Here is a 21,315-nt window from a genome sequence, read left to right on the forward strand (position 1 = left end):
CTGGATCTCGCTCGCGACTATCGTGTCGCCATCCTCCATCCCGCCGGGGGATGAGGGGAGTCCCCGACACATGGCGCCCCGCCCTCCCGCCCCCCGCCCCCCCCCCCCGCCTCTGTCATACCGTCATCCCCGCGCAGGCGGGGGTCACGACCTCGAAGAATTGAATTCCCCGACCTCGGGGACAGAAACACCACCGCATCCTCCTGGGCCCCTGCCGCTGCCATGAATGCCATTGCACCGTCCCTAGCTTCCTCGCCCACTTCGCGCGACCTGCGTGACGCCCGCAACGAGCGTCTTTTCCGCTGGTTCCTGGTCGCCACCGTCATCTTCGTCCTGGTCGCCCTGGCCGGCGCCGCACTGTCCATGCTCTGGGGCGGCCGCCACGCGCTGCAGGAGCAGGGGCTCAGCTTCTTCTACTCCTCCGAGTGGAATCCAGTCGAGAACAAGTTCGGTGCGCTGGCACCGATCTACGGCACCATCGTCACCGCGCTGATCGCGATGTTGATCGCGGTGCCGGTGAGCTTCGGCATCGCCTTCTTCCTGACCGAAGTGGCACCGCGCTGGCTGCGTGGCCCGGTTGGCACCGCCATCGAACTGCTGGCCGGCATCCCGTCCATCATCTACGGCATGTGGGGCCTGTTCGTGCTGGTGCCGGTGATGACCGAATACGTCACCCCGTTCCTCAATGATCACATTGGTCCACTGCCGGTGATCGGCGCGTTGTTCCGCGGCCCGCCGCTGGGCATCGGCATGCTCACCGCCGGCTTCGTGCTGGCGATCATGGTGATCCCCTTCATCTCCTCGGTGATGCGTGAAGTCTTCCTCACCGTTCCCACCCGACTGAAAGAATCCGCCTACGCGCTGGGTTCGACCAAATGGGAAGTGAGCTGGGACATCGTGCTGCCTTACACCCGCTCTGCTGTCATTGGCGGCGTGTTCCTTGGCCTCGGCCGTGCGCTCGGCGAAACGATGGCTGTCGCCTTCGTGATCGGCAACAGCGTGCGTCTGACCCCCTCGCTGCTGGAACCTGGCACCACCATCGCCGCGCTGATCGCCAACGATTTCGGCGAGGCCACTGAAACTTACCGTTCGGCGCTGCTGCTGCTTGGCTTTGTGTTGTTCATCGTCACCTTCGTGGTGCTGGCGCTGGCCCGCCTGATGCTGATGCGACTGTCCCGCAAGGAGGGCAACTGATGTCCGCTTCCGCTGATTCGCTGTACCTGCGCCGCCGCGTCGTCAATCTCCTTGCCCTGTTCATGGGCTGCGCGACCGCCTTGTTCGGCCTGTTCTTCCTCGGCTGGATCCTGTGGACGCTGCTGTCCAAGGGCCTGCCCGGCATCAACATCAACCTGTTCACCAAGATGACACCGCCGCCGATGCAGGAAGGCGGCCTGCTCAACGCCTTCTTCGGCAGCGCGGTGATGTGTGCGATGGCGATCGGCATCGGCACGCCGCTGGGCGTGGCCGCCGGCACCTGGCTGGCCGAGTACGGCAACGCCCGCAAGGCCGGCACCGTGGTGCGGTTCGTCAATGACATCCTGCTGTCAGCACCGTCGATCGTGCTCGGCCTGTTCGTCTACACCCTGTACGTGATGCAGACCGGCGGCCAGTTCTCGGCATTTGCAGGCGCCTTGTCGCTGGCCTTCATCGTGCTGCCGGTGGTGATCCGCACCACCGACGAAATGCTGCGACTGGTACCGGTGCAGATGCGCGAAGCCGCATTGGCACTGGGCGTGCCGCAGTGGAAGGTCATCATGCAGGTGCTGTACCGCAGCGCCATGGCCGGCATCGTCACCGGCATCCTGCTGGCGCTGGCACGCATCTCCGGCGAAACCGCACCGCTGCTGTTCACCGCCTTCGGCAACCAGTACTGGAACAGCAATGTGATGCAGCCGATGGCCTCGGTGCCGGTAGTGATGAACCAGTTTGCCGGCAGCCCATACGAATCCTGGCAGGTCCTGGCCTGGGCCGGTGCCCTGGTGCTGACCGTGTTCGTCCTGCTGGTCAGCCTCTCCGCGCGCGGCCTGCTGCTGCGCAACCGCATCTCGAACGACTGAACTTAAACGATTGATTGCCATGGACCTTCCCATGAACGACCTCAGCAACGCCGTACCGATGCAGCGCATCTCCGTGCCCGCCGCCAACCAGTCGCTGCATACGCCGGCGCCGGTCAAGCTGGCAGCACGCGGCCTGGACTTCTACTACGACAAGTTCCACGCGCTGAAGAGCATCAACCTGGAGATTCCGGAAAAGCGCGTCACCGCGCTGATCGGTCCTTCCGGTTGCGGCAAGTCCACCCTGCTGCGCATCTTCAACCGCATCTACGCGCTGTACCCGAAACTGGAAGCGCGCGGTGAAGTGCTGCTGGACGGCGAGAACATCCTCTCGCCCAAGTACCCGATGAACCGCCTGCGCTCCAAGGTGGGCATGGTGTTCCAAAAGCCGGTGCCGTTCCCGATGACCATCTTCGAGAACGTCGCTTACGGCATCCGTCACCACGAGAAGCTGTCCAAGGCCGAAATGAACGTGCGCGTCGAACAGGCGCTGCGCCAGGGCGCGCTGTGGGACGAAGTGAAGGACAAGCTCAATCAGAGCGCACTGGGCCTGTCCGGCGGCCAGCAGCAGCGTCTGTGTATCGCCCGTGCCGTGGCCCTGCGCCCGGACGTTCTGCTGCTCGATGAGCCGACCTCGGCGCTGGACCCGATCTCCACCAGCCGCATCGAGCAGTTGGTCGAAGAACTGAAGAACGATTACACCATCGCCATCGTCACCCACAACATGCAGCAGGCTGCGCGTGTCTCCGACTACACCGCCTTCATGTACCTGGGCGACCTGATCGAACACGACCGCACTGAAACCATCTTCTCCAACCCCTCCAAGCAGCAGACCGAGGACTACATCACCGGTCGCTTTGGCTGAGGCTGGCGCGCGCGGACCGTACAAGGGTTCGCCGCCCGCTGGACGCCTGGCCAAGGATGGTCGGGCCGCACTCCGAAGCCAGATGTACGCCATGGATGGCAACGCAGCTCCCGAACGAATGCAGTCCCACCCGAACAGTCTCCAGCGAGCATTCCATGAATCTTCCCAACGACCACATCGTCAAGAGCTATGACGAAGAACAGCAGCGACTGGTAGCCGAGATCGTGCGCATGGGCGAAATGTCCGTTGCCCAGCTCGAAGCCGCGCTGGACGTGATCGAGCGCCGCGACGAAAAGGCCGCGCAGCGCATCGTCGCCAACGACGAGGCCATCGACCAGCTTGAGCAGCAGATCAGCCACGACGTGATGCGTCTGGCCCTGCGTGGGCCGATGGCCCGCGACCTGCGCGAGATCCTCGCCGGCCTGCGCATCCCCGCCGACATCGAGCGCATCGGCGACTACGCTGCCAACGTCGCCAAGCGTTCCATCGCATTGGCCGCAGTGCCGCCGCTGCCGCAGATCCAGGGTGTACGCGCTTTGGGCCGACTGGCTGCAATGCAGGTGCGTCGCGCGATGGAAGCCTATCGTGACAACGACGCCGAGGCCGCGCTGAAGCTGCGCGCCGACGACGCACGTCTGGACGCCCAGTACACCGCGCTGTTCCGCGAGCTGCTGACCTACATGATGGAAGATCCGCGCAACATCACCCCATGCACGCACCTGCTGTTCATGGCCAAGAACCTGGAACGCATCGGCGACCACGCCACCAATATCGCCGAGAACGTCTGGTTCCTGGTGCACGGTGATGCGCCGCTGCCGCCGCGCGAGAAGCGCGACGAAACCAGCACCGTCGACCACGCCTGATCCACTGCTGCATGGCCGCTGCGCCCAGTCGCAGCGGCCACACCACCTGCCTGTCCGGATCGGCCCGCTACACCTCGTCGCGGCGGGCCGATACAGACCGGTACAAAGCGATACGCCCCAGCCCGCATTTTTAATCAGGCATTCACGGAATTTTTCCGAGCATGGACTCGTCCGCAGCACTCCCGCCGCGCACCGAGGAATCCCCATGAAGCGTATCGCCGCCACCCTCCTGAGCCTGTCCCTGCTGGCCACCAGCGCCGCCTTTGCCGGCCCCACACAGGACCGCGACCGTGACGACACGCGTCACGACAAGTCGGCGCGCAGCTCGACCCCGCATGCCCAAGGTCACGGCAACAGCAGTCATGCGCCAGCAGCACACAATGGCGCACGCCATGCTTCCAACAACAGCGCCCATCACGCCCCGCGCAAGGGCGAGCACTTGGCGCAGAACCAGCGCGGCAACCGCGTCGCCGATTACAACCGGCATGGACTGCGCAAGCCCGGTCGCGGCAACGAATGGCGCAAGCTCGATGACCGCTATGTTCTGATGGCGGTAGCCAGCGGGCTGATCATCGATATCGTCAGCGGACATCGCTGATCACCAGCATCAGCTGAACCAACGCGGGCCCCAAGTGGGCCCGTTGTCGTTCCAACGATGGCAAGGTCGCGCCGTTGAGCCGGGCTGCTTGTTAAGCTCCAGCCTCCCCCCGGCCCAACCACTACCGGAGACACAAACAATGGCCATCGACATCCGCAAGCCCACCTCTCTCGCCCTGGGCGTAGCCCTGCTCGGCGGCATGGCGGCCCCTGCCTTTGCCATGACCGATCTTGCCCAGGGCTATGCCCTTGGCGCCAGCGCCCAGACCCCGCCGACCGCCGAAGCCCAGGCTGCAACCGACACTGCACAAGCCACCGATGCCGCCGCCAAGCAAAAGGCCGAGGGCAAGTGCGGCGAGGGAAAATGTGGCGAAGGCAAGTGCGGCGCCGACAAGGACAAGCCCAAGACCGATGCCGCCAAGGCTGAAGGTGAAGCAGCTGCCGGCGCAGACAAGGCCAAGGCCGAGGGCAAGTGCGGTGAGGGCAAGTGTGGCGGTAAGCACTAAGCCCGGCACACTGACGCAGCACACACCCGACCAGCGCATGCCTGCCATGGCCAGCGCTGGCCTGGGTCTGCGGCGCTCGCTGCTGGACGCCTTGCAGGCCGCGCCGGCTGGCGCATTCGACTTTCTCGAATGCGCCCCGGACAACTGGATCAGCGTTGGCGGCAGCTTGGGCGAAGCGCTGAGCGCGCTGTCGCAGCGGCACCCGCTCAGCTGCCATGGCCTATCGCTGTCGCTGGGCGGACCCGCCCCATTGGATGTGGAGTTCCTCGCGCGTACGCGGCGCTTCCTCGATCAGCACCAGGTTGCGTTGTACAGCGAGCACCTGAGCTGGTGCACGGATGACGGCCATCTCTACGAGCTACTGCCGCTGCCCTTCACCGCCGAAGCCGTGCACCATGTTGCCGCGCGCATCCGTCAGACCCAGGACATCCTCGGTCGCCGTATCGCCGTGGAAAATGCCTCCTACTACGCCGTACCTGCGGCAGACATGGATGAGGCCGACTTCATAAATGCCGTGCTCGACGAAGCCGATTGCGACCTGTTGCTGGACGTCAACAACGTCTACGTAAACGCCATCAACCACGGCTATGACGCGCGCGCGTTTCTGGCACGCCTGCCCTCACAGCGCATTGCCAGCTACCACGTTGCCGGTCATCACGACGAAGCCGAAGATTTGAAGATCGACACCCATGGCATGCCGGTCAAGGGTGATGTCTGGGCGCTGCTGGCCGACACCTACGCCATGCATGGCGTGCGCCCCACCCTGCTGGAGCGCGACTTCAACTTCCCGCCGCTGCCCGAGTTGCTGGGAGAACTGACGCGTATCCGTCAATTACAGCAGGCCGCTCATGGCTGAGTCCCTGCGCGACCTACAGATGCGCTTTGCCGCGCACCTGCGCGACCCATCGCAGCAGCCTGCTCCAGCGGATATCGACGACACGCGCATGCAGGTGTATCGCGAGCTGTACTTCAACAATATCCAGGGTCTGCTGGCTGCCAATTTCCCGGTTATCGCACGTACCGTGGGCGAGCCGCGCTGGCAACAGCTGGTGCGCGATTTCTGTCGCGAGCACCGTGCGCATACACCGCTGTTCCCGGAGATCGGCCAGGAGTTCATTGCCTTTCTGGACAATCGATCCGCCGATCCGCGAGCGCCTTGGCTGCTGGAACTGGCCCACTACGAATGGATCGAGTTGGCGCTGAAGATCAGTGATGAGCCGGCGCCTGCGCATGATCCTGGTGGTGACCTGCTGGCTGGTAGCCCGGCCTGCTCGCCCTGGTGCCGAGCGCTGGCCTACCAGTGGCCGGTGCATAGGATTGGTCTGGATTATCAGCCCGTTGAGCCGTCGCTACAGCCGACGTTGCTGCTGGCCCGGCGCGAGGCTGATGGCGATATTGTTTTCTCCGAGTTATCGCCCTTGCTGTATCGGTTGCTGGAACGGCTGGAACAGTTTCCTGCTCTCAACGGGCTTGAGCAGTTGCGGGAGTTGGCGGTTGAAGCGGGTACGGAAGCTGATCAGGCTTTCGTCAGCACAGGCGCAGCGATGCTGCAGCAATTGCGGGACAAGGGCTGTCTGCTGGGCAGCTTGGCCCCCTCCCTTGCGCCGAAGGCGTAGGTGAGGGTTGGGGAGGGGTTGGTTTTCGGCATTACCGGAAATGCCCCTGTAGAGCCGAGCCATGCTCGGCTGAGGCTCTACCGGCAAAGCCCCTGCCGAGCATGGCTCGGCACTACATCGGTAAGCCCCCTGCCGAGCATGGCTCGGCACTACAGGGCCCCACGGCATTTGCAGGCGCCTGCTGACACGGCCACTTGACCTGCTCTGCTACCCTATTGCGATGAACGAATTTGCTGAACCCTCGGTCCCCCGCCCTGCTTTCACGCCGATGGCGCAACGCTTCCGTGGCTTCCTGCCGGTGGTGGTGGACGTGGAAACGGGCGGCTTTGACTGCAATCGCCATGCCCTGCTCGAGATCGCCGCCGTACCGGTGGAGATGGACGAGAACGGCCAGCTCTACCCGGGCCAGACCGCCAGTGCGCATGTGATTCCGGCCGAAGGCACCGAAATCGACCCCAAGTCGTTGGAAATCACCGGCATTGTGCTCGACCACCCGTTCCGCCTCGCCAAGCCCGAGCGAGACGCGCTGGAGCATGTATTCGCACCGATCCGCGCAGCGATGAAAAAGTACAACTGCCAGCGCGCGATCCTGGTCGGCCATAACGCCCATTTCGACCTGAACTTCGTCAACGCCACCGTTGCCCGCAGCGGCCACAAGCGCAACCCCTTCCATCCCTTCAGCGTGTTCGACACAGTGACGTTGGCAGGCGTGGCCTATGGCCAGACCGTGCTCGCGCGCTCGGTGCAGGCTGCCGGCTTCGAATGGGATGCCAGTGAGGCGCATAGCGCGGTATACGACACCGAGCAGACCGCGCGCCTGTTCTGCAAGATCGTCAACGCCTGGCCGACCGCGCCCGGTGGCTGAGCTTTACCAGCCTCAGGCCGCGCAGGTTCGCGCGCGGCCTTCTTTCTTCGCCTGCGCCAGCGCGTTTTTTGCGCGCTGGTAGAACAGCACCGGCGCCTGATCGTCCTCGCCCAGCTGCACTACGCCGGCACTGAAGCTGACCTTGATGTCGCCGGCCTCGTGCCCGCCCCATTCGGCGTACTGGCCGAACAGACGCTGCAGCCTTTGACAGGCGATCTCGGCTTCTGGCAGCCCGGTGTCGCTCAACAACACCGCGAACTCCTTGTTACCCAGCCGTGCCGGCATGTCGGAAGCACGCAGGCTGCGCCGCATCAGATCACCTACTTCGCACAACACCAGATCACCAACCGCACGCGACCACTCGGCATTGATCTGCTTGAGGTGATCGATGCTCAACACCACCAGGCTCAGCGAGCGACCGGTGCGCCGTGCTGCTGCCATGTCGCGCGCCAGCACATCATCGAATGCGCGTCGGTTGGGTAGGCCACTGAGATCATCTTCGTTGGCCAGCCGTTCGAATGCTTCGGCCTGCTCGCGCAACCTGTGTTCAAGCTGCGCCTTTTCCAGCAGGGCCGCTTCCAGACGGGCGTTCTGAAGATGCAGCTGATCGGATCGCGCATGCTCCTGTGCCGCCAACTGCCGGGCGTGCCCCCGCTGTTGCCTGAGCTGCAGTGCCAGCCACAGCACGGCTGCGGTCAACAACAGGCAGAGGCCGCCAAGCAAGCCGGGTAGCGGCAGTACTGCCAGCGATGGCGAAGAACGATCCATTCCGCCGTGCGCCAAGGCGGGTGCCGCGGAAAAACCGGCCAACACAATCGGTGCTGACACACTTCGATTTGCAAAGACCTTGGCCCTGCCCCACATCGCGCGCATCCCCACGCTCGATCGGCATACCGGATTCTTCTCTGCTGCCATCGTTCTTGCCCCAAGCTGGTCCGGGGATACTAGCAAACAGAGGCCTTGTTGCATGGCTGAGTGACGGTTGGCGCTGAGGATCTTCGCTGGAATGTGATTGGCGGCGTGAAAGCTGAGAGGTACAAGCGCACGGTGGCTGTGGGAGCGGCGTCAGCCGCGAAGCTGGGTATCTGCCAGATTCCGGCAATGGTTTCCTGCGCTCGGTATTCCAATGATGGTTTGTCTTCGCTTGCGTCGGATGCATCTGTGGCCTCGCGGCTGACGCCGCTCCCACAAAAAAGCCCCCACCCGCTAGCTGTTCGCTGGCCACTGCGGTGCATCCCAACGAACGATGGCTTCCAAGCCGCCTTCGGGGTGATTACGGAGCGTCAGGCTGGCACCGTCCTTTTCGGCCAGCGCACGGGCGATGGTCAGGCCAAGGCCGGCACCACCGGTCTCGCGTGAGCGCGATGTCTCCAAGCGCAGGAACGGGGTGAATACCGCTTCCAGCTCGTCCTCAGCAAGGCCCGGTCCGTTGTCACGCACTCGCACCTCCACCGCATCGCCATCGCGGCGCGCACTCACCTTTGCTGCACGGCCGTACTTCACCGCGTTGTCGACCAGATTGGAGAAAAGGCGCCGCATCGCCAACGGGCGCAGCATCAGCACCGCCCCACTGCCCTGCTCCAGCAATGCCTCATGACCAGACTCGGCGGCATCCTCGACCACGCTTTCCAGCAGCGAGTCCAGATCCAGCGCAGCACGCTGTTCGGCACTTTCGGCGCTGCGGGCAAGATCCAATCCTTCGCGGATCAAGGCCTGCATCGCAGCAAGGTCAGCTATCAGACGCTCGCGCAACTGCTCGTCCTGCACGTTTTCCAGCCGCAGCCGCAGCCGCGTTGATGGCGTCTGCAGGTCATGGGTGATTGCCGCCAACATCTGCGTACGCTCGCTCAAGTGGCGCTGCAGACGCTTCTGCATGGCATTGAAGGCTTCGGCAGCACGTTGCACTTCCAACGGTCCGCTCACCGGCAGTGGCTCACGCTGCAGGTCGTGGCCGAGTTCGGTGGCGTGGTTTGCCAGTCGCTGCAATGGCGAACTGGCGATGCGTGCAACCACATAGGCCAGCAGAGCGATCGCCAATGCCAGCAGCGACAGGAACCACGGGTCAAATGCTGCCCCGCTACGCCTCGCCACCGCCGGGTATTCCAGTGCCAGGCGCAGCGGCGTGCCATCAGTGAGCTTCAACTCCACCAGGCGACAGCGCGGCGGGGTGAATGCTGGATCACGCTCACGCGTGTGCTGCGATCGCTGTCCGCGCCCAGGTGGCGGCAGGAATTCCGGCAGCGGCGGCATGCAGGACCGGAAACTGGTCGCGCGCACCTGCGCATTGGCGACCGCACCACCGCGTGCTGCCAACACCGCCATCAACGCCTCATCCGCATCGCCAACGCGAAAATCGCCTTTTACTTCGCGCACATTGGGTCCGCCCACCGCAAGCAGGCGGCTGCGCAGCTCCGGGTTGCCGTCCAGCAGATTGACGAAGCCCTGCAGGCGGTCAGCGATACGGGCGAGGTTCTGCCGCTCAAACTCCTGCTGGCGACGGCTCTCGGCCAGCAACGTCGCGCCAATCGCCGCCACCATCATGCCGACCAGCAGGATGACGAACAGCCGCCCGGCCATCGACGACAGGAACAGACGCAGCCGCTTCATTCCAGCGTCACCGCACTGGCAAACACATAGCCCTCATTGCGTACAGTCTTGATCAGACCATCGGCACCGCCGGCATCGGCAAGCTTCTGCCGCAGGCGACTGATCTGCAGGTCGATGGCACGGTCCTGCGACTCGTAATTGCGGCCGCTGCTCAGCGACACCAGCTGCTCGCGCGACAACACCTTGTTGGCATGCGCCACCAGCACCCGCAGCAGACGGAACTCGGCCCCCGACAACATCACCACGCGCTTGGCCGGATCAATCAGATGGCGATGCTCCAGATCGAATACCCAGCCGGAGAACAGCGCGCGGCGCATCGCCAGCGGCTCCATGTTGGTCGGCAAGGCCTCGGTCCGACGCAGCACGTTGCGGATGCGCGCCAGCAGCTCGCGTGGCTCGAACGGCTTGGCCAGATAATCATCAGCGCCCATTTCCAGCCCCAGCACGCGATCGATCGGCTCGCTGCGCGCGGTGAGCATGATCACCGGCGTGGTCGAACGCACGCGCAGCTCGCGGCATAGCGCCAGGCCGTCCTCGCGCGGCAGGTTCAAGTCCAGCACGATCAGGTCGATGTGCTCGCGCGCCAATACCTGGCGCATCTCGTTGCCATCGGCCGCCGTGCTCACGGCATAGCCAGCCCGGCCCAGTTGCTCGGCCAGCAGGCTGCGGATGTCACTGTCGTCGTCTACCACCAACAAGCGGTGCAAGGTCTGTATGTCCGTCATGGGCCAATGATCCATGCTAGCGGATCGTCGTGCGCGCCCGCATACGTATCAGCGTGTATCAACACCTGCACTTGATACACGCCGATACATGGCTGGCTGAACCTGATACACGCCGACATACACTGTGCCTTGAGGCTGAACAGGGCGCTGACCACACTGGCTTCAACGCCGCACGCTGCGGCCCAGCCTGAGTGCCTGATCACCGTGAAGCTGCTGCCCTCCTCCCGCCGCAACCGCATCCTGCTTGCCGCTGCCATCGTCGCCCTGATCGCCGGCGGCGTGTTCTGGGCCACGCGCAAGCCCGCTGCCCCTTCGATGGCCACCTCGCCGGTCAGCCGTGGCGACCTGGAACAGACCGTCGATGCCACCGGCGTCATCGATGCCTACAAGCTGGTCAGCGTCGGCGCGCAGGCCTCCGGCCAGATCAAGGTGTTGAAGGTGCAGCTGGGCGATGTGGTCAAGCAAGGCGACCTGATCGCCGAGATCGACTCGGTCACCCAGGAAAACAGCCTGAAGAATGCCGAGGCGGCGCTGGAGAACATCCGCGCCCAGCGCGCGGTGCAGACCGCCTCGCTGAAGGAATCCGAGCTGGCCTTCGCCCGCCAGAAGGAAATGCTGGCCGCCGAAGCCACCTCGCGCGCCGACTACGAGTCGGCTGAGGCCAACCTGGCCAGCACCCGCGCGCAGATCCGCGCACTCGATGCACAGATCCGTCAGCGCGAAACCGAACTGGGCACTGCCCAGGCCAACCTCGGCTATACCCGCATCACCGCACCTATAGACGGCACCGTGGTCGCGGTCGTTGCCGAAGAAGGCCGCACCGTCAACGCCAACCAGTCCGCACCGACCATCGTCAAACTGGCGCGGCTGGATCTGGTCACGGTGAATGCCGAGATCTCCGAAGCCGACGTGGTCAAGGTCAAACCCGGCATGCCGGTGTACTTCACCATCCTCGGCAACCCTGACCACAAGTACCAGGCCACGCTGCGCACGGTGAACCCGGCGCCGGCCTCGATCAGCACCGACAGCACCAGCTCCAGCAGCTCGTCCTCGTCCAGCTCCAGCACAGCCGTGTACTACAACGCGCTGTTCGACGTTGAGAACCCGGACGGCACGCTGCGCATCGACATGACCGCGCAGGTCTCGGTGATGCTCGCCCAGGCCAAGGATGCGCTGTTGATTCCCACCGTAGCACTCGGCCCCAAGGTGCCTGAAGGTGGCCGCGGCCCCGGCGCGAGTGCCGCCAATGGTGAGCAGCGCGCCGCCCGCAGCAAGCAGGAAGGCCAGCGCCAGCAGCGCCGTCAGCCGGATGCCGCCGCACTGGCCAAGAGCAACAGCTACGTGGTGCGCGTGGTCAACAAGGACGGCCAGCCGGAGCCGCGCACGATCAAGGTCGGCCTCAACAATGGCTCCAATGTCGAAGTGTTGGACGGCCTGAAGGAAGGCGAGCTGGTCGTGGTCGGCGAAGTCACCGCTGGCGAGAAGTCGAGCAGCAACCAACGCAGTCCCATGGGCCCGATGATGGGTGGCCCGCGCCGATGAGCCAGCCACTCCTGCAACTGCGCGACCTGCGTCGCGAGTTCCCGGCCGGCGAAGAAACCATCGCTGTGCTGAAGGACGTCAATCTCGACATCCATGCCGGCGAGATGGTCGCCATCGTTGGCCAGTCCGGTTCGGGCAAGTCGACCTTGATGAACATCCTCGGCTGCCTGGACCGCCCCACCGTGGGTTCCTACAAAGTAGCCGGCCGCGAAACCGGGCGCATGCAACCCGATGAGCTGGCCGAACTGCGCCGCGAACACTTCGGTTTCATCTTCCAGCGCTATCACCTGCTGGGCGATCTGGATGCACGCGGCAACGTGGAAGTGCCGGCGATCTATGCCGGTACGCCCGCCGACGCCCGCCGCAGCCGCGCCGAGGCGCTGCTCGCGCGGCTGGGCCTGAGCGACCGCATGGGTCACAAGCCGGGCCAGCTGTCCGGCGGCCAGCAGCAGCGCGTCTCCATCGCGCGTGCGCTGATGAACGGTGGCGAGGTGATCCTGGCCGACGAACCCACCGGCGCGCTGGACAGTGCTTCAGGCGAAGAAGTGATGAACATCCTCGGCGAACTGCATGCCGAAGGCCAGACCATCATCATCGTCACCCACGACATGCATGTGGCCGAGCACGCACAGCGCATCATCGAGATCCACGATGGCGTGATCGTCGCCGACCGCCGCAACGACAAGGTACCAGCACTACAGAAACAGCAACGCCCTGTCCCCGTGCGCACCGGCGGCAGTGCCTTCCAGGCCGCGCGCGATCGTTTCGTCGAAGCCTTCCGCATGGCTTTGCTGGCAATGAACGCGCATCGCCTGCGCACCTTCCTGACCATGCTCGGCATCATCATCGGCATCGCCTCGGTGGTGTCGGTGGTAGCGATGGGCAACGGCTCGCAGCAGCAGATCCTGCAGAACATTTCCTCGCTGGGCACCAATACCATCGATGTGTATCCGGGCAGAGGCTTCGGCGATATGCGCTCCGGTCGCGTGCAGACCCTGAAAAGCAGCGATGCCGAGGCACTGGCCACGCAGAGCTATATCGACAGCGTCACCCCCAGCGTGTCCAGTTCGGTGACCGCGCGGGTCGGCAACAAGGCCGCCTCGGCACAGGTGGCCGGCATTGGCGATCAGTACTTCCGGGTCAAAGGCATGACCTTGATCAGCGGTCGCTACTTCGATGAAAGTGAAGTAAAGGGCTTGGCACAGGTGGTGGTGATCGACGAGAACACCCGCAGCCAGCTGTTCGGCAGTGATGATCCGCTCGGCAAGGTCGTGCTGCTAGGCAATGTGCCGGCACGGGTGATCGGCGTAGCCAAGCGCCAATCGATGGGCTTTGGTGGCAGTACCAATCTCAGCGTCTGGGTGCCCTACACCACGGTGATGGCACGCATGCTGGGGCAGACCTACCTGAGCAGCATCACCTTGCGGGTCAAGGACGACACCCCGATGGATGCGGCGCAATCGGCGATCACCAAGCTGCTGACCCTGCGCCACGGCACCGAGGATTTCTTCCTCAGCAACACTGCCGAGATCCGCGAAACCATCGAGTCCACCACCAAGACCATGACCTTGCTGATCGGCGCGATCGCCGCGATTGCACTGGTGGTCGGCGGCATCGGGGTGATGAACATCATGCTGGTATCGGTGACCGAGCGCACCCGCGAGATCGGCGTGCGCATGGCAGTTGGTGCGCGGCAAAGCGACATCCGCCAGCAGTTCCTGATCGAGGCGGTGCTGGTCTGCCTGCTTGGCGGCGTGCTCGGCATCGCGCTGGCGCTGTCGATCGGCTGGGCCTTCCAGACCTTTGGTGCCAGCTTCACCCTGTTGTTCTCCACCGGCTCCATCGTTGCCGCCTTCGCCTGCTCGACCCTGATCGGCGTGGCGTTCGGTTTCCTGCCGGCCCGCAACGCCGCCCAGCTCGACCCGGTTGAGGCCTTGGCCCGCGAATGAAGATGACCATGAAATCACTGCGTCCCGTATTGCTCTCTGCCGCCCTGACCGCTGCCTTGGTTGGCTGCGCCACCACGCCCAGCGCCGACCCTGCCGCCGACCTGCGCGTGCCCAATGTCTACGGCCGTGGCGATGCCGCTGCCAATGCGCCGGTGCAGGCCATCGAGCACGAAGTGACCGCACCAGTTGCCGATGTGCACGCCGATGCCTGGTGGCAGGGCTTCGCCGACCCGAACCTTGATCAGCTGATCGAGCGCGTGCTCGCCAGCAATACCGATATGGCTTCGGCCGGTTTGAAGCTGGAACGCGCCCGCGCCCAAGCTGGCTTGGCCAGCGCAGATCTGTGGCCTCAGGCCAATGGTTCGGTCAGCGCCAATAGCAGCCGCAGCATCGACAGCAGCGACGACTGGTCACGCAGCAACAGCGCCAGCGTGTCGCTGGGCTGGGAGCTGGACCTGTGGGGCAAGCTGCGTGGTCAGCGCGATATCGCCCGCTGGGAAGCGCAGGCCACCGCCCAGGATCTGCAGAGCACGGCACTGAGTCTGGTCGGCCAGAGCACCGAGTTGTATTGGCAGCTGGGTTACCTCAACCAAGCCATCGCCACCGGCCAAGCCAATCTTGAGCGCCTGCAGCGCACCGCATCGCTGGTGCAGACTCAGTTCGATGCCGGCGGTGTATCGCGGCTGGAAGTGCGTCAGGCGCAACAGAACATCGAGAGCCAGAAGGCTGCGCAATCGCAGCTGGAACAGCAACGGGTGGAAACCCGCAATGCATTGACCGTGCTGCTCGATGGCCAACCGTGGCCGCAGGCAAATGAACCGCAGAATCTGGATGTCGCGCAGAGCCCGGCCTTGGTCGAAGGCATGCCTGCCGAGTTGCTGGCACGCCGGCCGGACCTGCGCGCTGCCGAGCTGCGCCTGCGGCAGTCGCTGAAGAGCATCAAGGTGACGGCTACCAGCTATTACCCCAGCTTGAGCTTGAGTGGCTCGGTAGGCAGTTCTGCCACTTCGCTGGGTGATGTACTGACCAATCCGGTGGCGACCTTGGGCGCGGGCTTGAACCTGCCGTTCCTGAAATTCCGGCAGATGCAGTTGGATATCAAGTCGGCGGATCTGTCCTATCAGATCGCTGCCAATGATTTCCGGCGGACGTTGTATACCGCGCTGTCGGAGGTGGACAACGCCTTGTCGGCGCGCACGCGCCTGGCTGAGCAGGTCGCTGCTGCGCAGGCCTCGTATGACGAAGCGGTGGAGATCGCGCGTTTGTATGAGGTGCGGTATCGCGCTGGTGCTACGGATCTGCGCACCTGGCTGGAAGCGGAGCAGACCCGTCGCAATGCAGAGCTGTCATTGGCGCAAACCAAGCGCAGCCAGCTGGTGAATGATGTGACGCTTTATAAGGCGCTGGGTGGTGGGGCGGTGGTGACGAGCCAGTAAACCGGCTTAAGCCCCTCTCCCGCCTGCGGGGCGAAAAGAGGCGCTTGCGAACCATTGGTTCGCGACTCTTGGAGCGCCCTCGCGGCGACGCGAGGGCCGGGGCGCGGAGCGGGGGTTGGGGTGAGGGGAAGCTTCTAGCTAAGCAAAGTCAAAAGCCCCCTCATCCGCCCTTCGGGCACCTCGCTCCGCGCCCCGGCCCTGCGTAGCACGCAGGGCGTACGAACAGTCACGAGCCTTTGGCTCGTGAACGCCTGTTCTTAACCCCGTAAACGGGAGAAGGGACGTAGCCAAACATGGCTTGGTTCCGCAGCACTCCGGGCACCCTACTACCTCGGCGCTTTCACCCCATGCCGCTGCAAAACCTCCCGCACTTTATCCAGCGGAATCGCTTCCACCGTCTGCCCATTGCCACTCACCGTGGTCGCCATGAACAAAGCGTTGTAGACCGACTCTTCCACCGCATCCACGCTGGCCTGGAACACCGCGCTCATCTGCTCGTTGGCCAGTTCGGTGGTCTGCAACTGCGCCGCATCGAACCCGCGCCGCACCGATTCGGCCGTTGAAAACGCCAGCACATAGTCGCCGCTGCCGTTGGATGCCGAACTACCCGTCCGCCCCAACCCCATCATCCCGCGCGAGGCCAAGCGCCGCAGGTTGCGATCCGACAAGGGCGCGTCGGTCGCCACCACGATGATCACCGAGCCATCGCCGCGATCATCGGCAAGCCCGCGCACATTACCCTGCGCAGCCACCGCGTTCTGGAACGCATAACGGTCCAGCTCGCGCCCAACCGGTGCGCCTTCCACCTGCAGCACACCGCCGAAGTTGGCCTGCACCAGCACGCCGACGGTCCAGCCGCCCAGACTCTCGGGCAGCTTGCGCGATGAGGTACCAATGCCGCCCTTCCAACCAAATGCCACCGTGCCGGTGCCTGCGCCAACGCTACCTTCCTGCACCGGCCCGCTCTTGGCGGTTTCCAATGCCCGACGCACCGCATCAGCAGTGACCGGCCGCGCGCGGATGTCATTGAGCCCGCCATCGTTGGTCTCGCCCACGACCACATTGAGCGAGCGGACCTGCTGCATGTCCGGCTGCGCCAGCATCCAATCAGCCATCGCATCGGCCGCTTTCCAGACGCACAGCGTGCAGGTCAGCAGGATCGGAGTTTCCAGTTCGCCCAGTTCGTTGACCTGGGTGCTGCCGACAAATTTGCCGAAGCCATTGCCGACATGTAGCGCCGCCGGCACCCGCGAGCGATAGGTATTGCCGGGGTGCGGCAGGATCGCGGTAACGCCGGTGCGCACCTTGTTGCCGGTACTCAGGGTCACCTGGCCAACGCGTACGCCAGCCACGTCGGTGATCGCGTTGTTGCTGCCGGGGTTGAAGATGCCGGGCGCGACGCCCAGATCACGTGCGCGTACGCGCGGTGCGTCCTGGGCGGCGGCGCTCAGGACGCAAAGCCCCGCCAGCGCCACAGTCAATCGGAGGAAAAGACGATGCGGCGTGCGGGGCATGGTGTTCCTTACAGGCGTTGGCGGACTGCCTCGAACAATGCCACACCCGTCGCCACCGATACATTGAGGCTCTCGACGTCGCCCGGCATCGGGATGCGCACCAGCTGGTCGCAGGTTTCGCGGGTCAGGCGGCGCATGCCGTCGGCTTCGCCGCCCATCACCAGCGCCACGTTGCCGCGCAGGTCGAGCTTATGGATGGTGGTGTCTGATTCTCCAGCCAGGCCGTAAACCCACACGCCCAGCTTCTGCATGTCCTTGATGCAGCGGACCAGATTGGTCACCGATACCACCGGGATGCTGTCAGCCGCGCCAGCACTGACCTTGCGCACGGTCGCATTGACCGGGGCGCTCTTGTCCTTGGGGATGACAACGGCGGTGACGCCAGCAGCGGCGGCGCTGCGCAGGCAGGCGCCGAGGTTGTGCGGGTCCTGCACCTCGTCCAGCACCAGCACCAGCGCCTTGCCGTCGGCCGCTTCGATCAGGCCTTTCAGCTCGTTCTCGTCCCACAGCTTGGGTGCGGCATAGCGCGCGACCACGCCCTGGTGGCGGACCTGGCCAGCCACGCCGCCCAACGCCTGGGCGTTGACCTTGCGCACGTCGATGCCCTTGCGCAGGGCTTCTTCCTCGATTTCAACCAGGCGCGGGTTCTTGGCGCCGGCCTCAATCAGGACCTCGCGGACGTTTTCGGGGTCTTTCTCGATCGACGAAGCAACGGCATTGACGCCGACGATCCACTGGTTCTGCTTGCTCATGGGCGTCACATGGGGACTTCTGGGGGTGGCAATGGTAGGCCGATTCGGCCCGGCCCGCAGCTGCCACCGGCCTGCGAGGTGCGGGAAAGGCGGCCTTCGCTGCTGCGAGGGCCGCTTCCGGCGTCAATACTTCTGTTTGGTGCGCTTGGCTGGCTTGCCCCGTTCGGGCAGCGGCGCCGGTGCCGGCGGGTCGACCTTGCCGTCCTTGTCCTCGACCAGACGGAAGTCGATCTTGCGCTCTTCCATGCTGGCCTTGAGCACCAGGATGCGGACACGGTCACCGAGCCGGAACTCGTTGCCGCGGCGGTCGCCGCTGAGCGTTTTGCGGATCGGGTCGAACTGGTAATAGTCGTGCGGCAGCTGGGTCACGTGGACCAGGCCATTGACCTTGGACTCGTACAGTTCGACGAACAGGCCGAAGCTGGTCACACCGCTGATCACGCCGTCGAACTGGCTGCCAACGTGCTTTTCCATCCATGCCGCGCGGAAACGCTCGTCGACTTCGCGCTCGGCCTCGTCGGCACGGCGCTCACGCTCGGAGCACTGCAGCGACAAGGCTGCCATCTCACGCGGGGTGTAGGTGTACTTGTCGAGCGGGCCGCCAGTCAGCGCGTACTTGATGGCACGGTGCACCAGCAAGTCGGGGTAGCGACGGATCGGCGAGGTGAAGTGCGCGTAGGCCTCCAGCGCCAGACCGAAGTGACCGTTGTTGTCCGGCGAATACACCGCCAGCGACTGGCTGCGCAGCAGCACCGATTCCAGCAATGCCGCGTCCGGACGCTCGCGCACCTTCTTCAGCAGCTTGGTGTAATCGCCCGGCTGCACCTTGCTCCACGGCGGCAGACTCAGTTTGAACTCCTTGAGGAACTCCAGCAGGTCGGCGAACTTGGACTCCGGCGGCCGCTCGTGCACGCGGAACGGCGCCGGCACGTGCTTGGACAGCAGGTAGCGCGCGGCCTCCACGTTGGCGGCGATCATGCATTCCTCGATCAGCTTGTGGGCGTCGTTGCGCACCATCATGCCGGCCTGGGTGACCTCGCCGCGGTTGTCCAGCACGAAGCGCACTTCCGAGGATTCAAACTCGATGGCGCCACGGCGCTCGCGCGCCTTGGACAGGATGCGATAGAGCTGGTGCAGGTTCTGGATCTGCGGCAGTAACGGGCCGATGAAGGCCTTGGTGTCCGCATCGTCCTCGCCTACCGCTGCCCACACCTGGGTATAGGTGAGGCGTGCGTGTGAATTCATCACCGCTTCGTAGAACTTCGACTCGCTGACCTGACCATCGCGCCCGATCTGCATGTCGCAGACGAAGCACATGCGGTCTTCCTTCGGCCGCAGTGAGCAGATGCCGTTGGACAGGGTCTCCGGCAGCATCGGCACCACGAAACCGGGGAAGTACACCGAGGTCGCACGACGCTGTGCTTCGTCATCCAGCGGCGTGCCGGGACGCACGTAGTTGGAGACGTCGGCGATAGCGACCACCAGACGGAAACCGTCGCGGTTCGGCTCGCAATAGACCGCGTCATCGAAGTCCTTGGCGTCCTCACCATCAATGGTGACCAGCGGCATCGAGCGCAGGTCCACGCGCTTGCCGATCATCGACGCTTCCACCGTCAACGGCACGGCAGTGGCTTCGTCCAGCACTTCCGGCGGGAATTCGTACGGCAGCTCATGGCCGTGGATGGCGGTTTCCACCACCAGCGACGGGGTCAGCTTGTCGCCGAGCACGGCAATGATCTTGCCGATGGGCGGACGGCGCGAATCCGGTGCATGGGTCAGTTCGCAGACGACCAGCTGCCCATCCTTGGCACCTCCAGTGAGGTCGCCCGGGATCTGGATGTTGCGCTGGATGCGCTTGTCATCCGGCACCACGTAGCTGATGCCGGCTTCCACGCTGAAGTGACCGATCAGACGGTTGACGCCACGTTCCAGCACGCGGGCGATGGCGCCTTCGCGGCGGCCACGGCGGTCGATGCCGGTGACGTTGGCCAAGGCACGATCACCGTGCATGACCTTGCGCATCTCGTACGGCGACAGGAACAGGTCGTCGCCGCCCTCGTCCGGGCGCAGGAAACCGAAGCCTTCCGGGTTGGCGATGACCACGCCGGGAATCAGACTCAACTGGCTGACCGGTGCGAAGCCGCCGCGGCGGTTCTGCACCAGTTGGCCGTCACGCACCATCGCGCCGAGGCGCTTGGACAATGCGTCAGCACGATCCGGCTCGGTCAGGCCAAGCTGGGCTGCGATTTCATCAGCGTTCTGCGGGCCTTCGCAGCGGTCCAGCAACTGCAGGATGGCTTCGCGGCTGGCGATCGGCTGCGCGTAGCGCTCGGCTTCGCGCGATGCATAGGGATCATCGAAGGCAGCAGTCGGCGGACCCGGCTTGCGACGGCCGCGCACGAAACTCTGCGGCGCGGCGTCGTCGGTGAATTTGCGTTTGCCTGGCTTGGCCGCGCCGGAGCGGGCCGGGCCAGCCTTGCCTGGCTTGGCGCCGGCAGACTTGGAGCCACTGGGCTTCGCAGGTGCGGACAGACTCTCCGGCATCCATGGCGGCAGCTTGGCGGTTTTTGCTTTGGGGGCTTTGCCCGGCGCCTTGCCCGGCTTGCTGCCGGTGGCGGACTTGTGGGCCTTGTCGGCCCCAGGGGTCTTTTTGTTTTTCATCAGCCTCCATGGTACATGGACCTAGGTGTACAGGGCGCACACACGATCACTACAGATGTTTGTGAAAAAGCGTTGACAAAGATCGCCATCCTCTGCAGAATTCGCGGCCTGAAGTGCCCAGGTGGCGGAATTGGTAGACGCACTAGCTTCAGGTGCTAGCGGGGGCAACTCCGTGGAGGTTCGAGTCCTCTTCTGGGCACCACGTTTCAAGATCAAACCCGCGAAAGCGGGTTTTTTCGTTTCCGGGGTTTGGGAATTGCACCTGGGCAGCCAACTCTTCACAAAATTGTTGACGGCACCGGAAACGTCCTACATAATCTCGCTCCTGAGTCGCCCGGGTGGCGGAATTGGTAGACGCACTAGCTTCAGGTGCTAGCGGGGGCAACTCCGTGGAGGTTCGAGTCCTCTCCCGGGCACCACGACTCAAACGAAACAACCCGCGAAAGCGGGTTTTTTTGTGCCCGCAATTTTTACCTGGATTGTAGGAGCGGCGTAAGCCGCGAAGCCAATGATCCACTCGATTGCAGGCTTGCCCGCAATTTCATTGCTGCGAGCTTCGCGGCTTACGTCGCTCCTACAAACGCCTCATGCATTACGTGAAATTTCTTCACGCAAATCGTTGACAGTTTTGTTCACACTCGGCACAATTCGTCTCCTGAGTCGCCCGGGTGGCGGAATTGGTAGACGCACTAGCTTCAGGTGCTAGCGGGGGCAACTCCGTGGAGGTTCGAGTCCTCTCCCGGGCACCACGACTCAAACGAAA

Annotated in this window: 18 protein-coding genes and 3 tRNA genes; 15 read left to right on the plus strand and 6 right to left on the minus strand. The window is 64.2% G+C overall.

Going from position 1 to position 21,315, the window contains the following annotated elements:
• Positions 1–222: 222 nt before the first annotated feature.
• The 9 genes from pstC (at position 223) to rnt (ending at position 7,366) form a co-directional block, all read left to right on the plus strand.
• Positions 223–1,194, plus strand: a complete 972-nt coding sequence (pstC, locus tag ACVOLR_RS18040) for a phosphate ABC transporter permease subunit PstC (RefSeq protein ID WP_296252373.1) — start codon at positions 223–225, stop codon at positions 1,192–1,194.
• Positions 1,194–2,057, plus strand: a complete 864-nt coding sequence (pstA, locus tag ACVOLR_RS18045; protein ID WP_481537657.1) for a phosphate ABC transporter permease PstA — start codon at positions 1,194–1,196, stop codon at positions 2,055–2,057. Before pstC ends, pstA begins: the two co-directional genes overlap by 1 nt.
• A 31-nt stretch (positions 2,058–2,088) precedes the next feature.
• Positions 2,089–2,919, plus strand: a complete 831-nt coding sequence (pstB, locus tag ACVOLR_RS18050; protein WP_481537658.1) for a phosphate ABC transporter ATP-binding protein PstB — start codon at positions 2,089–2,091, stop codon at positions 2,917–2,919.
• 155 nt (positions 2,920–3,074) lie between these two features.
• A complete protein-coding gene (phoU, locus tag ACVOLR_RS18055; protein ID WP_481517408.1) occupies positions 3,075–3,782 on the plus strand; it encodes a phosphate signaling complex protein PhoU in 708 nt (235 codons plus the stop codon).
• Between the two features lie 205 nt (positions 3,783–3,987).
• Positions 3,988–4,380, plus strand: a complete 393-nt coding sequence (locus tag ACVOLR_RS18060) for an RcnB family protein (RefSeq protein ID WP_481537659.1) — start codon at positions 3,988–3,990, stop codon at positions 4,378–4,380.
• A gap of 139 nt (positions 4,381–4,519) precedes the next feature.
• On the plus strand, positions 4,520–4,885 hold the full coding sequence (locus ACVOLR_RS18065) for an HvfA family oxazolone/thioamide-modified RiPP metallophore (RefSeq protein ID WP_481537660.1): 366 nt from the start codon (positions 4,520–4,522) through the stop codon (positions 4,883–4,885).
• A gap of 37 nt (positions 4,886–4,922) precedes the next feature.
• On the plus strand, positions 4,923–5,741 hold the full coding sequence (locus tag ACVOLR_RS18070) for an HvfB family MNIO-type RiPP peptide maturase (RefSeq protein ID WP_481537661.1): 819 nt from the start codon (positions 4,923–4,925) through the stop codon (positions 5,739–5,741).
• On the plus strand, positions 5,734–6,501 hold the full coding sequence (locus ACVOLR_RS18075; protein ID WP_481537662.1) for an HvfC family RiPP maturation protein: 768 nt from the start codon (positions 5,734–5,736) through the stop codon (positions 6,499–6,501). The genes ACVOLR_RS18070 and ACVOLR_RS18075 overlap by 8 nt, the downstream gene beginning before the upstream one ends.
• A 220-nt stretch (positions 6,502–6,721) precedes the next feature.
• Positions 6,722–7,366 (plus strand): ribonuclease T, encoded by a 645-nt coding sequence (gene rnt / locus ACVOLR_RS18080; protein ID WP_481537663.1) that lies wholly within the window; start codon positions 6,722–6,724, stop codon positions 7,364–7,366.
• A 12-nt stretch (positions 7,367–7,378) separates the two neighbouring features.
• Here rnt and ACVOLR_RS18085 read toward each other — a convergent pair whose 3' ends face one another.
• The 3 genes from ACVOLR_RS18085 to ACVOLR_RS18095 form a co-directional block, all read right to left on the minus strand.
• The gene (locus ACVOLR_RS18085) at positions 7,379–8,134 is read right to left on the minus strand and encodes a GGDEF domain-containing protein (RefSeq protein WP_481537664.1); all 756 of its coding nucleotides are present in this window, start codon (positions 8,132–8,134) and stop codon (positions 7,379–7,381) included.
• Between the two features lie 438 nt (positions 8,135–8,572).
• Positions 8,573–9,973: an ATP-binding protein gene (locus ACVOLR_RS18090; protein ID WP_481537665.1), complete on the minus strand. Its 1,401-nt coding sequence runs from the start codon at positions 9,971–9,973 to the stop codon at positions 8,573–8,575.
• A complete protein-coding gene (locus tag ACVOLR_RS18095) occupies positions 9,970–10,698 on the minus strand; it encodes a response regulator (protein ID WP_481537666.1) in 729 nt (242 codons plus the stop codon). The genes ACVOLR_RS18090 and ACVOLR_RS18095 overlap by 4 nt, the downstream gene beginning before the upstream one ends.
• Positions 10,699–10,896: 198 nt before the next feature.
• On the opposite strand from ACVOLR_RS18095, the gene ACVOLR_RS18100 reads away from it, so the two are divergent.
• From ACVOLR_RS18100 to ACVOLR_RS18110, 3 genes are read left to right on the plus strand one after another with little or no spacing between them, the layout of a single operon-like run.
• A complete protein-coding gene (locus ACVOLR_RS18100; protein ID WP_481537671.1) occupies positions 10,897–12,240 on the plus strand; it encodes an efflux RND transporter periplasmic adaptor subunit in 1,344 nt (447 codons plus the stop codon).
• On the plus strand, positions 12,237–14,189 hold the full coding sequence (locus tag ACVOLR_RS18105; protein WP_481537667.1) for a MacB family efflux pump subunit: 1,953 nt from the start codon (positions 12,237–12,239) through the stop codon (positions 14,187–14,189). Before ACVOLR_RS18100 ends, ACVOLR_RS18105 begins: the two co-directional genes overlap by 4 nt.
• Before the next feature lie 8 nt (positions 14,190–14,197).
• A complete protein-coding gene (locus ACVOLR_RS18110; RefSeq protein ID WP_481537668.1) occupies positions 14,198–15,625 on the plus strand; it encodes an efflux transporter outer membrane subunit in 1,428 nt (475 codons plus the stop codon).
• Between the two features lie 326 nt (positions 15,626–15,951).
• On the opposite strand, the gene ACVOLR_RS18115 is transcribed toward ACVOLR_RS18110, so the two are convergent.
• From ACVOLR_RS18115 to rnr, 3 genes are all read right to left on the minus strand, one after another.
• A complete protein-coding gene (locus ACVOLR_RS18115) occupies positions 15,952–17,139 on the minus strand; it encodes a DmpA family aminopeptidase (RefSeq protein WP_481537669.1) in 1,188 nt (395 codons plus the stop codon).
• Between the two features lie 8 nt (positions 17,140–17,147).
• Positions 17,148–17,891: a 23S rRNA (guanosine(2251)-2'-O)-methyltransferase RlmB gene (gene rlmB / locus ACVOLR_RS18120; RefSeq protein WP_481537670.1), complete on the minus strand. Its 744-nt coding sequence runs from the start codon at positions 17,889–17,891 to the stop codon at positions 17,148–17,150.
• A 123-nt stretch (positions 17,892–18,014) separates the two neighbouring features.
• Positions 18,015–20,435 (minus strand): ribonuclease R, encoded by a 2,421-nt coding sequence (gene rnr, locus ACVOLR_RS18125; protein ID WP_481537672.1) that lies wholly within the window; start codon positions 20,433–20,435, stop codon positions 18,015–18,017.
• A gap of 232 nt (positions 20,436–20,667) precedes the next feature.
• On the opposite strand from rnr, the gene ACVOLR_RS18130 reads away from it, so the two are divergent.
• The 3 genes from ACVOLR_RS18130 to ACVOLR_RS18140 all read left to right on the plus strand — a co-directional run bounded on the left by ACVOLR_RS18130 (position 20,668) and on the right by ACVOLR_RS18140 (position 21,301).
• Positions 20,668–20,754, plus strand: a tRNA-Leu gene (locus ACVOLR_RS18130).
• 130 nt (positions 20,755–20,884) lie between these two features.
• Positions 20,885–20,971: transfer RNA gene (locus ACVOLR_RS18135), tRNA-Leu, on the plus strand.
• Between the two features lie 243 nt (positions 20,972–21,214).
• Positions 21,215–21,301, plus strand: a tRNA-Leu gene (locus ACVOLR_RS18140).
• The last annotated feature ends 14 nt before the right edge of the window (positions 21,302–21,315 follow it).

This window comes from Stenotrophomonas sp. STEN030 (assembly GCF_056759995.1).